Origin of the sequence: Actinoplanes sp. CA-015351, assembly GCF_050955685.1 — a bacterium.
Classification (GTDB): domain Bacteria; phylum Actinomycetota; class Actinomycetes; order Mycobacteriales; family Micromonosporaceae; genus Actinoplanes.
The window spans coordinates 544,638-558,133 of sequence record NZ_CP192102.1 but is presented as its reverse complement, the minus strand read 5'-3'; the positions used below and the strand labels follow the sequence as shown (position 1 = coordinate 558,133).

General features: G+C 69.3%; 12 protein-coding genes. 3 read left to right on the top strand and 9 right to left on the bottom strand.

Annotated features, from left to right (window positions below; all coding sequences use genetic code 11):
* Positions 1-10: 10 nt before the first annotated feature.
* Positions 11-652: a heme oxygenase (biliverdin-producing) gene (locus tag ACQP2E_RS02470; RefSeq protein ID WP_433828268.1), complete on the bottom strand. Its 642-nt coding sequence runs from the start codon at positions 650-652 to the stop codon at positions 11-13.
* A 109-nt stretch (positions 653-761) separates the two neighbouring features.
* Here ACQP2E_RS02470 and ACQP2E_RS02465 point away from each other — a divergent pair, with 109 nt between their 5' ends.
* Positions 762-1,910 carry a class I SAM-dependent methyltransferase gene (locus ACQP2E_RS02465; protein ID WP_433828267.1) on the top strand — a complete coding sequence of 383 codons (1,149 nt, stop codon included), beginning with the start codon at positions 762-764 and terminating at the stop codon, positions 1,908-1,910.
* A 378-nt stretch (positions 1,911-2,288) separates the two neighbouring features.
* Here the strand turns inward: ACQP2E_RS02465 and ACQP2E_RS02460 are convergent, their stop codons facing one another.
* Complete coding sequence (locus tag ACQP2E_RS02460; RefSeq protein ID WP_433828266.1) at positions 2,289-3,353, bottom strand: hypothetical protein; 1,065 nt, start codon at positions 3,351-3,353, stop codon at positions 2,289-2,291.
* Between the two features lie 160 nt (positions 3,354-3,513).
* Positions 3,514-3,726: a heavy-metal-associated domain-containing protein gene (locus ACQP2E_RS02455; protein WP_111648580.1), complete on the bottom strand. Its 213-nt coding sequence runs from the start codon at positions 3,724-3,726 to the stop codon at positions 3,514-3,516.
* Positions 3,727-3,865: 139 nt separating this feature from the next.
* Between ACQP2E_RS02455 and ACQP2E_RS02450 the strand changes: the two genes are divergently transcribed.
* Complete coding sequence (locus ACQP2E_RS02450) at positions 3,866-4,321, top strand: GNAT family N-acetyltransferase (RefSeq protein ID WP_433828265.1); 456 nt, start codon at positions 3,866-3,868, stop codon at positions 4,319-4,321.
* A 100-nt stretch (positions 4,322-4,421) separates the two neighbouring features.
* Here ACQP2E_RS02450 and ACQP2E_RS02445 read toward each other — a convergent pair whose 3' ends face one another.
* The 3 genes from ACQP2E_RS02445 to ACQP2E_RS02435 all read right to left on the bottom strand — a co-directional run bounded on the left by ACQP2E_RS02445 (position 4,422) and on the right by ACQP2E_RS02435 (position 7,641).
* Positions 4,422-6,575, bottom strand: a complete 2,154-nt coding sequence (locus tag ACQP2E_RS02445) for a RecQ family ATP-dependent DNA helicase (RefSeq protein WP_433828264.1) — start codon at positions 6,573-6,575, stop codon at positions 4,422-4,424.
* Between the two features lie 113 nt (positions 6,576-6,688).
* Entirely contained in the window at positions 6,689-7,459 is a 771-nt protein-coding gene (locus ACQP2E_RS02440) for a hypothetical protein (RefSeq protein ID WP_433828263.1), read from the bottom strand.
* A complete protein-coding gene (locus ACQP2E_RS02435) occupies positions 7,459-7,641 on the bottom strand; it encodes a hypothetical protein (protein WP_433828262.1) in 183 nt (60 codons plus the stop codon). The genes ACQP2E_RS02440 and ACQP2E_RS02435 overlap by 1 nt, the downstream gene beginning before the upstream one ends.
* Before the next feature lie 1,258 nt (positions 7,642-8,899).
* On the opposite strand from ACQP2E_RS02435, the gene ACQP2E_RS02430 reads away from it, so the two are divergent.
* On the top strand, positions 8,900-9,331 hold the full coding sequence (locus tag ACQP2E_RS02430; RefSeq protein WP_433828261.1) for a hypothetical protein: 432 nt from the start codon (positions 8,900-8,902) through the stop codon (positions 9,329-9,331).
* A 6-nt stretch (positions 9,332-9,337) separates the two neighbouring features.
* On the opposite strand, the gene ACQP2E_RS02425 is transcribed toward ACQP2E_RS02430, so the two are convergent.
* From ACQP2E_RS02425 to ACQP2E_RS02415, 3 genes are read right to left on the bottom strand one after another with little or no spacing between them, the layout of a single operon-like run.
* Positions 9,338-10,063 carry an SDR family NAD(P)-dependent oxidoreductase gene (locus ACQP2E_RS02425; RefSeq protein ID WP_433828260.1) on the bottom strand — a complete coding sequence of 242 codons (726 nt, stop codon included), beginning with the start codon at positions 10,061-10,063 and terminating at the stop codon, positions 9,338-9,340.
* Between the two features lie 16 nt (positions 10,064-10,079).
* Positions 10,080-11,879: a serine/threonine-protein kinase gene (locus ACQP2E_RS02420; protein WP_433828259.1), complete on the bottom strand. Its 1,800-nt coding sequence runs from the start codon at positions 11,877-11,879 to the stop codon at positions 10,080-10,082.
* 58 nt (positions 11,880-11,937) lie between these two features.
* On the bottom strand, positions 11,938-13,437 hold the full coding sequence (locus ACQP2E_RS02415; RefSeq protein ID WP_433828258.1) for a fused MFS/spermidine synthase: 1,500 nt from the start codon (positions 13,435-13,437) through the stop codon (positions 11,938-11,940).
* Between the last annotated feature and the right edge of the window lie 59 nt (positions 13,438-13,496).

Genomic DNA, 13,496 nt, shown 5'->3' with positions numbered 1-13,496 from the left:
GCTCCGATACTCAGCACCAGCGTTCCTCCAGCTCAGCCAGCAAATCCAGGTTGAGCCGGTACGCCGCGGACACCTCGTCGAGGAAAGCGTTCTGTTCGGCCCGCGACCAGGGCACCGAGTTGAGCTGGTCGCGGTACCGGGCACGGAACAACGGCGGATCAACACCCTCGAAGACGAAGAACCGGTACCCGTGCCGGTTGAACCCGTACGCCGCGACGAGCTTGGCACCGAGCCACTGCCCGCCGGAGAGGTCGCCGAGATATCGGGTGCACTGGTGCGCCACGTACCCGGTGGCCCGGTCGAACGCCGCGGAACGAATCCGGGTGCAGTACGTCGTCGTGGCGGGCAGCGCGGTTATCCGGCTCTGCCAGCGGGCGCCGTACAGGAACCGCAGGTCGGCTTCGAGTGCCGGGATCCGGAACAGCTCCGGGTAGACGAACTGCCGGGCAATCGGGTCGTCAGCCATCGCGGCGGCGGCCAGCTCCAGCGTCTCGTAGACGAACCAGTGCTGTGCAACCATCTCCGCGTATGCGGCGAGTGGCAAACGGCCGGTGGCGAGCCCGTCGACGTACCTGCTGCGCCGCGCGATCTCGCGGCCTTCCCGGGTAGCTTCCCGCAGGCGGGCGGAGAGCACGCCGGCCATCAACGACATCGCGTGGCTCCCTTCGCCCGCTGATCAACTTAAACCGCGCCGCGCGAGATCCACAGCCCCGAAGGCACAGCTCCCAGGCACGTTCGCGGCCCCGGGCAGAATGGACGTCATGCCAGAACCGCTCGATCAAGTACTTGCCGAGGTCCGGGAGCTCCTGCTCGCTCCCGGCCTGACCCGGGCCGTCGCGGCCGGGAAGCGCCGCGGTCTCGTACCGTCGGTGACCAGAGTGCAAGTGCGGCCGGTAACCCTCAAGACCGGGCAGAAACTACAGATCGTCACCGACGATGGCGTCCGGCCGTTCACCCGCAACGTCGCGCCCGGTTCCGAAGCGGCCGCTGCCGCGCTCGACGAGCTGCTGGCCGAGCCGTTCGGCAACTGGCACGTCGAGACCGAATCCGCCACGGTCCAGGTGCGGATCACCAAGAAGGGCGACGCCCAGGTGCACCGCGCCGCCGTGAAGGATGCGGCCGGGAAAGCCCAGCCGCAGGCTCACGACCGGCCGAAACAGTGGCTCCTCGACCCGGGCGACCCGCTCTTCGAGGTGATCGGTGGCAACGCCGCGAAGCGCCGCCAGATCGACGCTTTCCTGCGCGCGCTCGCCGCGACCCTGCCCGACGAGCTGCCGTCACCGCTGCGCGTCGTCGACCTGGGCTGCGGAAACGCGTACCTCACCTTCGCCGCGTACCGCTATCTGGCCGCGCGAGGCGCGGACGTCCAGGTCGTGGGCGTCGATGTCCGAGAGGACCAGAGGGTACGCAACACCGCGGTCGCCGAGCGTCTCGGCTGCTCCGCCGAGGTGAGTTTCATGGCCGGCACGATCGAGGACGCGCATCTGCCGTTCGCACCTGACCTGGTGCTCGCGCTGCACGCCTGCGACACCGCGACCGATCAGGCGCTGGCCCGGGCCGTGCGCTGGGAGGCGGCCTGGGTGCTTGCTGCGCCCTGCTGCCACCACGACATCGCGGCGCAGATCAAAAACAGTCAAACCCCGCATCCGTACGCGGAAATGACCCGCCACGCCATCCTCCGCGAACGTTTCGCCGACGTGCTGACCGATTCGCTGCGCGCCGCCCTGCTGAAGCTGCACGGTTACCGCGTCGACGTGGTGGAGTTCGTCGACTCCGCGCACACGCCCCGCAACCTGCTGCTCCGAGCCCGCCGCACGGGTGCCGAGCCCACCGAGGCCCAGCAGGCCGAGTTCGCCGCCCTGACCACCCAGTGGGGCGTAACCCCAGCCCTGGCAACAATGCTCAGCTGACCGCCCCGGCCCCCAGCGCCAGCCCCGGCCCCCGCCCCGGCCCCGTCGCGGCCCCGTCGCGGCCCCGTCGCGGTCGCGGCCCCGTCGCGGTCGCGGCGGGCCACTCTGCCTGGATCTTGTGGAGTTCCCCGCAGACGTGTCCACACAACTCCACAAGATCGAACGGGCTTAGCCGATCTTGCGGAGTTGTGCGCAAACGGTTCGCTCAACTCCACAAGATCTGCGAGACGCCACGCCGCCACGCCGCCACGCCGCCACGCCGCCACGGCGCCACGTCACCGGCCCGCACCCGTCGCCAGTCCACAAATGGCGTGCCGGGCGGTTAGTGCCGGAGACTTGGTGAGTTTGCGGTTTGGTGGGCGGGAGGATCGGATTCGGTCAGCTGACGACGACTGTCCAGGCTGCCGTGTGGACCTTTCCGGCGGTCTGGAAGTCGAGGAACATGCGGTAGGTGCCTGGGCTCGGCGCGGTCAGCCAGAACTTGATTTTGCCGTCGATCAGCTGGCTTTCCGGGTGCACGTGGACGTACGCCAGGTCGTTCTGGCGCAGGACGACCAGGTGACCGAAAGCGCCCAGGTACGGCTCGACCGTGACGGGCTTGCCGGAGTCGTCGGTGACCGTCATCAGCAGTGGCTGGGTCGACTCCGTGCCGGGCGTTCCCTCGTACCCGATCTTGTAGCTCTCGGTGGTGGTGGCGCGCGCCGGATCGGGGAGGGTGACCGGAGCGTAGTTTCCGGCGACCGTCAGGTCGCTACCGAGCGTGGTGGCGAGCTGGGTGCCGCCGACCAGCGCGGTGAAGTCCGCGATCATGCGGTAGCTGCCCGGGTCGTCGAGGGTGAGGTCGACGCTCCAGGTGCCGTCCGGAGCCATCGCCGGATGCACGTGCTGGAAGCCGGTGAGGTCGCGGCGGATCACAATGAGATGCAGCGGTTTGTCGTGCACGATGGCGTAAGTGGTGACCGGTGCACCGCCCGGGCCGTGGATCACGAACTCGAGCTTCTGCGAATGGCCCGGCTCGAACGTGGTGCTCACCGGGGTGAGGGTCAGCCCGGATGAGCTGAGTGATAGGCCGCCGACTGCGGCTCCGGCAGTGTTCGCGCCGGGGACCGGGACCGTCACGCCATGGGTGTGCGGCTGACTCTCGTCGATGACCGAGGCGGACGGCGCCGGAGCTGCCGGGTTCGTGCCGGCCTGCGAAGCCGAACCCGCCGCACCGGCCGCCGTGGTTGCACCCGCCGAACCGGCCGACGTAGTTGCACCCGCCGCACCGGCCGCCGTGGTTGCACCCGCCGCACTAGTAGCGCTGGTCGCCGTTCCGTTGTTGAGGCGGCCCAGGCCGTATCCGGCGAAAAGGACGACGACCAGCAGCGCGCCGAAAGCGGCCAGCCGGAAACCCGCGTTCGGCGGGATCGCCGGAGCCGTCGAGGCAGCCCCGAGAAGCACGGCGTCGTCGTCGCGAGGCGTTTCCGCGCCCCCGCCAGCAACGTGCGAACTCGGGTCGGCGATCCATGCGCTCCCACCGGACGCCCCCGAACTCGGGTCAGTGATCCGTGCGCTCCCGCCGGACGCCCCCGAACTCGGGTCAGGGATCTCTGGGCTCGGGTCAGGCATCCGTGAGCTCGTAGCCCGCCTCGTCGACGGCGTCGCGCACGGCGGCGTCGGTGAGCGGTGTCGCGCTGGTCACGGTCACGCCGCCGGAGGCCAGGTCGACCCGTACCTCAGCGACACCGGGCAGCGCTGAGATCTCGCTCGTCACGGCCTGGACGCAGTGCGAGCAGGTCATGCCCTTCACCTGGTAGGTACTGGTCACCGCCATCGTCGAACCTCTCCCGTTCTCACCGGACACATCGCGACTTTACCCCCACCTGTATCACGCATTTCGCCGCTGTGAATTGGTCGTGCCCCGGCCCTCGTGAGTTCCCAGCGGTCTTTGCGGATGGGTAGATTCTCCGGATGTGACGGATCGTGAACGTGGGCAGTACGTGCTGACCGAGAACCGGGAACGGGTCGACCTGGACCGGGTACACCGATGGCTGTCCGAGGAGTCTTACTGGGCGGCGGGGCGCGAACGCGACGTCGTGATGCGGTCGGTCGAGGGCTCCCTGCCGTACTCGATCTTCCTGGGTGATGAGCAGGTCGGGTTCGCACGGGCGGTGACCGACGGCGCGACGTTCGCGTGGATCTGTGACGTCTACATCGATCCGGCCCACCGGGGTCACGGCCTCGGAACCTGGATGATCGACTCCATCGTGGAGAGTCTCGCGGACCGGGGCATCCTGCGGTTCCTGCTCGCCACCAGGGACGCGCACGAGGTGTACCGGCGGTCCGGGTTCTCCGAACTCGCCGGCGCGCAGCGCTTCATGGAGATCGACCGCCGGCCCACCCGCAACGCGATCCTCGGCCACAGCTAGCGCCTAGGAACGGCCAGACGGCGACCGCAAGCTCCGGCGACGGCAGCGCTGCCATCAGGCGATCGCAAGCTCCGCTAGCCGGCGACGACCAGCGACTCCGCTAGCCGGCGACGGCCAGCGACAGCGGGAGGACGGACTCGGCGCCGGCTCGGCGTAGCGCCCGGCCGGCCAGCGTCATCGTCCAGCCGGAGTCGACCAGGTCGTCGACGAGCAGGACCGGGCCGGCCAGGTTGGCCAGCTCGGCGGCCACCTCAGCGGGGACGGCGAAGGCTTCGTGCAACACGCGTACCCTCTGGGCGCTGTTGCCTCGCGCCGAGGTCTCCCCCGCTGCCGTCGAGGTCAGCGCGCCGAGGAGCGGCAGCCGCCCCACCCGCGAGATGTGCTCTGCGAGGCTGTGGACAAGTTGTGGACGACGCTGTGAACCGACCGCCACGACGGCCGCCGGACGCTGCCGCCAGGCGTCGTCACCGTGCGCCCACGACTTGAGGACCTCGACGACCGCACCGGCCAGATCGTCCGGAATCGGGGCGTCCACGGCGTCCGCGCTCACCGCGCTGCGCAGCCGGCTCCCCCACCCGAGATCGGAGAGGCGGCCGACCGCACGGCCCGGCTCGATCTGCTCGGCCGGCGGGATCTTCCCTTTCAGGCTGATGCCGATCGCGGCCAGGCCGGTCGGCCACATCTTCTTCGGCGCGATCTCCATGCCGGGACGGCCGAGGAACGCGTCCGCCGCCGCCAGCGAGGCCGACGAGACATCGGCGTCGAAGAGTGGTCCGGCGCAGTTGTCGCAGCGTCCGCACGGGACGGCTTCCGGATCGTCCAGACAGAGACGGAGGAATTCCATCCGGCAGGCGGTCGTTTCCGCGTACCCGATCATGGTTTTTTGCTCGGCGGCCCGCGCCTCGGCGACCCGGCGCAGGCGCGCGCTGTCATATGTCCAGGGCTCGCCGGTGGCGAGCCAGCCGCCGCGCATGCGGCGCACCGCGCCATCCACGTCCAAGACCTTCAACATCAATTCCAGACGGGTACGCCGAAGGTCCACCAGTGGCTCCAACGCCTGTGTCGACAACGGCCGATCCGGCGAGAGCTGTGCCAGCACCGACCGCACCTGGTCCTCCGGCGGGAATGCGAGCGACGCGAAGTAGCGCCAGATCGCGGCGTCCTCCGGCCCCGGCAGCAGCACCACCTCGGCGTGCTCGACGGCACGACCGGCACGGCCGACCTGCTGGTAGTAGGCGATCGGCGACGGCGGCGCGCCCAGGTGCACCACGAAGCCGAGGTCCGGCTTGTCGAAGCCCATCCCCAGCGCGGACGTCGCGACCAGCGCCTTGATCTTGTTGTCCAGCAGGTCCTGCTCGGCGGCGCGGCGATCCGCGTCCTCGACCTGACCGGTGTACGAAGCCACCGGGAAACCGCGCGACCGCAGGAAGTCCGCCGTCTCGGTCGCCGCCGCCACGGTCAGCGTGTAGACGATCCCGGAACCCGGCAGCCGATCGAGGTGGTCGGCCAGCCAGGCCAGCCGGTGTGCCGGATTATCCAGCTGGAGCACGGCCAGACGCAGCGAATCGCGGTCCAGCGTGCCGCGCAGCACCAGCGTGTCGCCCTCGCCGAGCTGGTCGGCCACGTCGGCGGTGACCCGCGCGTTCGCCGTCGCGGTCGTGGCGAGCACCGGAGTCCGCGACGGCAGCCCGGCCAGGAAGGTGCGCAGCCGCCGGTAGTCGGGGCGGAAGTCGTGGCCCCAGTCGGAGACGCAGTGTGCCTCGTCGACCACCAGCAGGCCGGTGCTCGACGCCAGGCCGGGCAGGACGTTGTCCCGGAAGTCCGGGTTGTTGAGCCGCTCCGGGCTGATCAGCAGGACGTCGACCTCGCCCGCGCGGACCTCGGCCTCGATCAGTGACCACTCGTCGAGGTTTGCCGAGTTGATCGTGCGGGCTCGGATGCCGGCTCGGGCGGCGGCGTCCACCTGGTTACGCATCAGTGCCAGAAGGGGCGAGACGATCACCGTGGGGCCGGTGTTGTGTGCCTCACGCAGCAGGGCCGTCGCCACGAAGTAGACCGCCGACTTGCCCCAACCGGTGCGCTGCACGCAGAGGACCCGCCGGCGGTCGACGGTCAGCGCCTCGATCGCGCGCCACTGGTCCTCGCGGAGCCTGGCGTGATCACCGGCCAGGCGGCGGAGGACGGCCTCGGCACGGTCACGCACGGCGGCCCGGTCCTGGGTCGAGACGGCTCGGTCCTGGGTTGCGTCAGTCACCCGGCATGTCTATCAGGAGGGTGAGACAGGTCCGGAGTTATCCACAGTCCGGACGTTGTCCACAGGCGGGAAAGCGGGCGGGCCGGGGTCGGCCCGCCCGGGACGTCGATTTCTCAGAGCAGGGGGTCGTTCTGTCCCAGGGCCTCGCGCAGCAGGCGGATCTCCCGTTCCGGGATCGTGCCGCCGGTGATGGGCTCGGCCGCGGGCGGGACCTGCCCGGGCCGATCCATCCGCATGTGCCACGCGGTGTGCACCGGGGTGTCCACCACCCAGCTGCCACAGCTCGGGCAGGTGTAACCGGTGGGCTCGGTGATCGCGGCGATCGTCGCCGCCGACGTGCCGGTCGCCATGCGCACCGGATCAGACGAAGGTGCGGCCTGCTCGCCGGGCGCGGGCACTTTCGCTGTGCCGCGGATCGCGCCCAGCCGCTTGGCCCGGTGCATCTCGGCCGCGGTCCACAGCGGGAACCACTCCTGCACGATCACCCCGGTCGGCACCCGCAGGGCCGCGCCGAGAAGCTGAACCAGTTTCCAGGAGGGCATCATCTTGCCGGTGAGCACCTTGCTGAGGGTGGCCTTGCTGTAGCGCACCTGCGCGCCCAGCACACTCAGCGAAGGCTTGCCCGCCTGCAGGTGCGCGAAGTTCAGCTGCTCGACCAGGTCCGGCCAGGCGGACTGCCCGTTGACGAATTTCGCCCGCATCCGCGCCAGCTCGTGGTCGCGGACCAGGTTCGCCGCGACGTCCCGGCTCGCGCTCGGGCGGCCGGTGGGCGCCGGCTCGGTTTCCCGGTGCCGGCCGGCGGCGTATCGGCCGGTGGTGCCGGGCGGTGGGGCGTACTTGAACGGCTCGCCCGAGTCGTCGAGGTCGTGCCGGTGCCTCGGCATCAGAATCGCCCTCCCACGGGCAGCTCCGTGATGGCGGGCAACCGGACGTCGTCAACGACCCACCGGGAAACGGTGGCGCCGACGAGTCCGGACCCGGCCAGGATGAGCAGCACCGCGCCGGCGTCCGTCCCGGACGAGAGCAGAGCTCCGCCGCAGACGATGACAACGACGAAAACGATCATCCGGCGGCGTCCCTGCCGATCGGTTATCCAATCACAGTGTGTGACTGGATCCTTCCATTCCGAATTGGGTTTCTCGAAGCGAAGTGGCATGACAGCCCTTTCATTGATTCAGCGGTCCCGGGCCGAAGCTCGAAAAGTGGATATGCAGAGCGACGGGCCCCGATGGTGGGCAGGGCCGCATCGCCGTTCCACATTCTGCTACACACGGACGCCGATGCACCAACACCGAATCGGGCCCCACGAAATGATCATTTCGCCGCCGCGAAACGTGCAACTTGCACGTCCGGGCCGGTAGATCTTACGAACCTCTATGGGTAACCGTGCCGGAAAACGATTAAGGGGCCGGCATGAGCGTTTGATCGCTCGCACCGGCCCCTCAACCTGCCAGGAAGACTGCCACCATAGCGGCTTCCTGGATATCGCTTTACCGAAGTGGCCCGGGACCAACCGAACACAACATCGGGCGGGACCACTTTCGTCGTCCACGGATACAACCTTACTCGCCATCGCCGGGATGTCGCCAGATCAACTTCGCCAGAAGATCATCTTAAGCAGGGGATAAGGTTCGGCTACGCAACGAGATCGTGCGGCCAGGCATCCACCCACAGCCATACCGAGTCACCAACGCGAAACGCCGACGGGCTCACCCGGGGCTCCGACCTGGCAACTCCCAACCTAATGATCGTACGGTTGCGAAACACCACGAAACGCCGGGCAACGAAATTTGCGAAGATCACTGCACGTGTCCGACTTGATCCAGCATTTCCGAGGCACTGAGTCATCCTTTCGGTGGCGGCGATCCGACTTTCCGGGGGATGCAGGGTGACCACGCCACAGAAGAACGAAATACTCACTGTGAGCATTTCATTTTCACAAAGGCGCCGCTTTGGCACAATAATGCGAATGCCCGGCAAGGCGCTTTTCAATCAGCGATGCGATCTCCGGGCCGCCGCTCTTTTACGAAGGACCAAAAGGCGCACACCTTTGCAGAAAGTTGGCGGCGCAGACAAACTCCGGCACGGAGAAAGCCCCCTTAAAGGTTCTTTCCGTCAAAATACTATAAGTCCGACAGTGCGGTATCACCCTGTGTAGCCATCGACACGGCTTCGCGTATCGAGTTGCGCAGATTTTCGTCAGAGATTTTTCGGCGTGTCGATCTTCCGGGGGACAGTTCCGGGCGTTCGCGGCACCGCACGGCGAGGAGGACGCTTCGACGAAAGCGCCGAAGCCGGACCGCGAGGATGGAAATGTCGAGGCCATGACCAAGACGATCGCCGAGAAGCTGCTGATCAAGTCGAACTCGACTGTCTGGCTCAACGAGCCGTCGCGGCTTCCGCTGCTCACGCCGATGCCCGACGGCGTACGCGAAACCGGCATGCTGTCCACCGCCGGAACCGCCGTGATCTTCGCCGAGGACGCGGCCGGCGTGCGGGACCAACTGGCCGAGCACCGGGCCGACCTGGACAAGCCCGGGGCGTTCTGGATCGCGTACCCGACGGGGAACACGGCCGCCATCGACAGGGACACGCTCTGGCCGATCGTCGCTGATTACGACATGCGCCCGTGCGACCAGGTAGCGATCGACGAGCGCTGGTCAGCCCTGCGTTTCCGGGCCAACCAGCCGGGCGAAGACCGATTCACGGGCGAAGACCGATTCACGGGCGAAGGCCGATTCACGGGCGAAGGGTAGAAGATCTCAGCGCCCCAGCACCGTCCCGCCGTTCACGTTGATGATCTGGCCGGTGACGAAGCCGCCGCCCGGCCCGGTCAGCCAGCGGACCGTCTCGGCGATGTCGCCCGGCTCGCCGGCACGCTTCACCAGCGTCGCGTCGACCCGGGACTGATGGCCCTCCGGTGTCATCCGGCCGGCGAAGAACTCGCTGTCCACGACGTATCCGGGCGCGATCACATTCGCCGTGATCCCCTCGGTTCCGAGGCTGGTGGCGAGGTCGAGTGCGTACCCATGCAGTGCGGCCTTGGCCGCGGAGTACGGCCCGCCACCGCCTCGCTGCGCCGCGATCGAGCTGGTCAGAATGATCTTGCCGCCCGGGCGGCGGAGTTTGGGCAGCAGGGCCGTGGTCACCAGGACGGCGGTGAGCACGTTCGAGTCGAGGTTGGCGCGCCAGCGCTCGGCGACGCCGTCCAGGGTGCTCTCGTCGTGGGCGATGAATGCCCCGGCGTTGTTGACGAGCACGTCGAGTTCCCGGTCGCCGACCGCCTCGACGAGCCGCGGCACCTGGGCGGGATCCGAGACGTCGGCTGTCACGGCGCTCGCCTGCGGGCCGATCCACTTCACCGCGTCGGTGAGCACGTCGGCGCGCCGCCCCACAATGATGACGTCGAATCCTTCGCCGGCGAGCATGCCCGCCGTCGCCTTCCCGATGCCGGTTCCGCCGCCGGTGACCACTGCGAGTCGTGTCATGACCCGACCCTAACGGTCACAGCGCGAGCGAAAAGCCGGCCCCGCGCTTGGACACCGGCGCCGGGGCGCGACCGGCCGGCTCCTGGGCCGGCGCCGGTTTGCGTGAGCCCGCTCCCCGCCGCGAAGGCGCCCGCTTACGCTTCCCATTCGCGGACTCGGACACCGAACCGGTCTCCGCGCTCACCGAGTTGTTCTCGACGGTGCCCGGGTTGGTGCTGCCGAGGACTTCGGTCCGGCACGGCAGCCCGTCGACGGCGAACGCCAGCGGCAGCGGGTTCCGGCCCCGGTAACCACCGTGCAGCATGACCGATTTGGATCGGCCCTTGCCGTTCACGACGACACGGCGGCCCTGCTGGCTGATGGCCTTCGGCATCGGCGAGAGGCGCTGCGTGCCGGGGTACCGGAATTCGACTCGCCAGCGGGTGTCGTCCGCGGCAGTGGTCACCACGGTGAGCCTGGCTTCGAAGTCGGCGCCCGAGTCGGTGCGTACCTCGTAGGTAACAGCGCATCGACCTCTCGGTGTACTGCCGACCACCGCACCGCCCACCACCGCGCCGGCCTCGCCCACTGCTGTGGCCTGTGCCGCCTCGGCGTCGCGGGATTCCTCCCGGGCCGACCAGCTGAGCGCTGTCGAACCGAGCAGGACCACGGTCGCGAGCGCGGCGAAGGCCGGCATCCGGTTGCGGGGTGTGGTCCCCGGCAACTGTTCGCGGGGGAAGATCCCACCCAGGAAGCGGGGGAAGATCTCACCCAGGAAGCGAGGAAAGAACCCGCCCAGGAAGAGCCCTCCACCGAGCGGCCGTACGCCGCCGATCCGCAGAGCGTTGCGAATCTTCAATCCTGCCCGCAACTTGAGCTTCACACCGCTCCAGGAGCGCTGAGTCCGTTCAGCCGGCACCGGGACGACTCCCCGGGCGCAGGGTACGGTCGGGCCGTCCCCGGACCGCACCGCCGGGATGACCGGGCGGATGCCGGCGATGGCGGACAGCACGCGAGCGATCTCGGCGGCGCCGGGCCGGCCGGCCGGGTCCTTGGCGAGGCAGCGCAAGCACATGCTGGCGACTCCGGCCGGCATCCCGGGCAGGTCCGGGATCGGCTCGGGGTCGGAGTACAGGTGGGCGCGGAGCGCCTCGGCGGTGTTCTCGGCAGGCCACGGCATCCGGCCGGTGAGCGCGCGATAGAGCAGCAGGCCCAGGGCATACACGTCGGTGGCGGGTGAGACGGCCACACCGGCGAGACGTTCCGGCGCCAGGTACGCGGGTGTGCCGAGCAGGCTGCCGTCCGGGGCGGCGTCGCGCTGCCCGACGATCGCCGAGATGCCGAAGTCGACGACTTTCGCACCGGCGCCGGTGAGCATCACGTTGGCGGGGGTGACGTCGCGGTGCACAAGACCCCGGGCGTGCGCGGTGGCAAGCGCCGACGCCACCTCGGCCGCGATGGTCACGGCCTCCCGCCACTCCAGCGAGCCCTGCCGTCCGATCCGCGCGCCGAGCGACTCGCCGTCGTTCAGCTCCATCACGACGAACGGGACCGTCAGCTCCTCCGAGATCCGCGCCTCGCCGAAATCGTGGATGCCGGTGATGTGCGGATGGCAGAGCCGGGCGGCGGCCAGTGCTTCCTGGCGCAGCCGGTCACGGAACGTGCGATCCTCGGCGAGCTGCGGCGAGAGCACCTTGACCGCGACGTCACGGCCGAGCGTCTCGTCGTACCCGCGCCAGACGACCGACATTCCGCCGGTGCCGAGCTTCTCGATCAGACGGTAACGGCCGGCGATGCGGAGCGGTTCGCCCTGACCGTTTCGCTCCGTTCGCGCCATGCGCCGATTCTCGCCCGATCAGCGAGCCCCTCGTTGCCGCACTCGGAAACCCGTTGGATCAACCCGCTAATAGCTGGTCGACCGGGGCGTAATCGTCGGTCAGAACTCGGGCATCGGCCACGAAATCGTCCAACGAGTCACCGGACAGCACGGTCACCGGTTCCTTGGCCAGGGTGCCCAGCCCGGCCCGCACCTTGTCCACCGGCAGCGGGCTCTCCGACGCCAGGATCACGAAGTTCGATCCCCGGCCGCCCGCCAGCGCCTCCGGAGGCGCGATCAGCGCCACGTGCCCGAAAGCTGCCGCGACCGTCGCCACCTCGGCCCGGATGAATCGGTTCGGCGGGTAGTCGATCACGTTCTGCGCATAGATCCCGTCAGTACGCAGAACCCGCGCCACGTCGACAGCCATCTCCCTGGTCGCCAGGTGCCACGGCACCACCAGGTGACCGAACGCGTCACCGACGACGAAGTCGTAGGACGACGTGGCCTGTCCGGCCAGGCCGACCCGGGCGTCGCCGACCTCGACCCGCAGGTCCGGGCCGGTGACCAGGCCGAGCTTCTGCTTGTCGAGGTCGACAAGGCCGCCGTCGAGCTCCAGCACGAGCTGGTCGCTGCCGGGCCTGGTGGCCCGCAGATAGCTGGGTACGGTGAACCCGCCACCCCCGATGTGCAGAGCATCCACCGGCCCTTCCGGGAGAGTGCCGGCGGTCGCGGCGATCCACTGGACGTACTCGAACTCCAGGTGTTCGGGGTCGTTCAGATCGACGTACGAGTGCCGGGCCGAGTTGAGGACCAGCGTCTGCCCACCGGGCCGTGCGGGATCCTGCTGGACCTGCGCGCAGTGGTACGCCGTCTCCACGTCACAGGGTGTCGGCGAGGCCGCGCCGAGTCCGGCACCGACCAGCCCGACCGCCGCGAGAGCCGCCCGGGCCCGGGGCGAGCCCGGCATGTTCCGCATGTCCCGGCGCAGCCACCAGCCGAGCGCCAGGCCGCCGGCACCGAGCAGCACCGCGAGGCTGAGCACGATCACGCTGCTCGGCATCGCCGCGACGAAGACGAACCCGGTTACCAGCGTCGCGGTGATCGCGCCGAGAGTGCCGATGCTGGAGAGCCGGCCGACCACGCTGCCGGCCTCCCGCAGGTCGCCGAGCTGGAGTTTCACGACCATCGGCGCGACCGTGGAGAGCACGAAGGCCGGCAGGAAGATGGCCAGCGCGGCGAGCAGCAGCACCGCGGGCGCCGCGCCACCGCGCAGCAACTCACCACCCCAGCGGACCAGCGGCAGGGTGATGGCTGTGCCGATGGCGCCGAGGATCAGGGCGGGTGCGAGCAAGGCCCGCGGGTCGTACCGGTCGGCGAGGCGGCCACCGAGCCAGGCGCCGTACGCGATAGCGGCCAGCGCCACACCGATGACCGAGCTGCTCACCTGCAGGGTGACACCGACGTACGGCCCGACGAGGCGCAGCGCGACGATTTCGAGAACGAGGACGGCTCCGCTGGCCCCGAAGGCCAGGGCGGAGGCAAGGGCCGAGGGAAGGGCGCGCGGCGGGGTCTCCACCGCGCGGATGCTACCGGCGCCCGCCGGACCCGACCGGCCTCGACAGGCCGCTCTCCCCG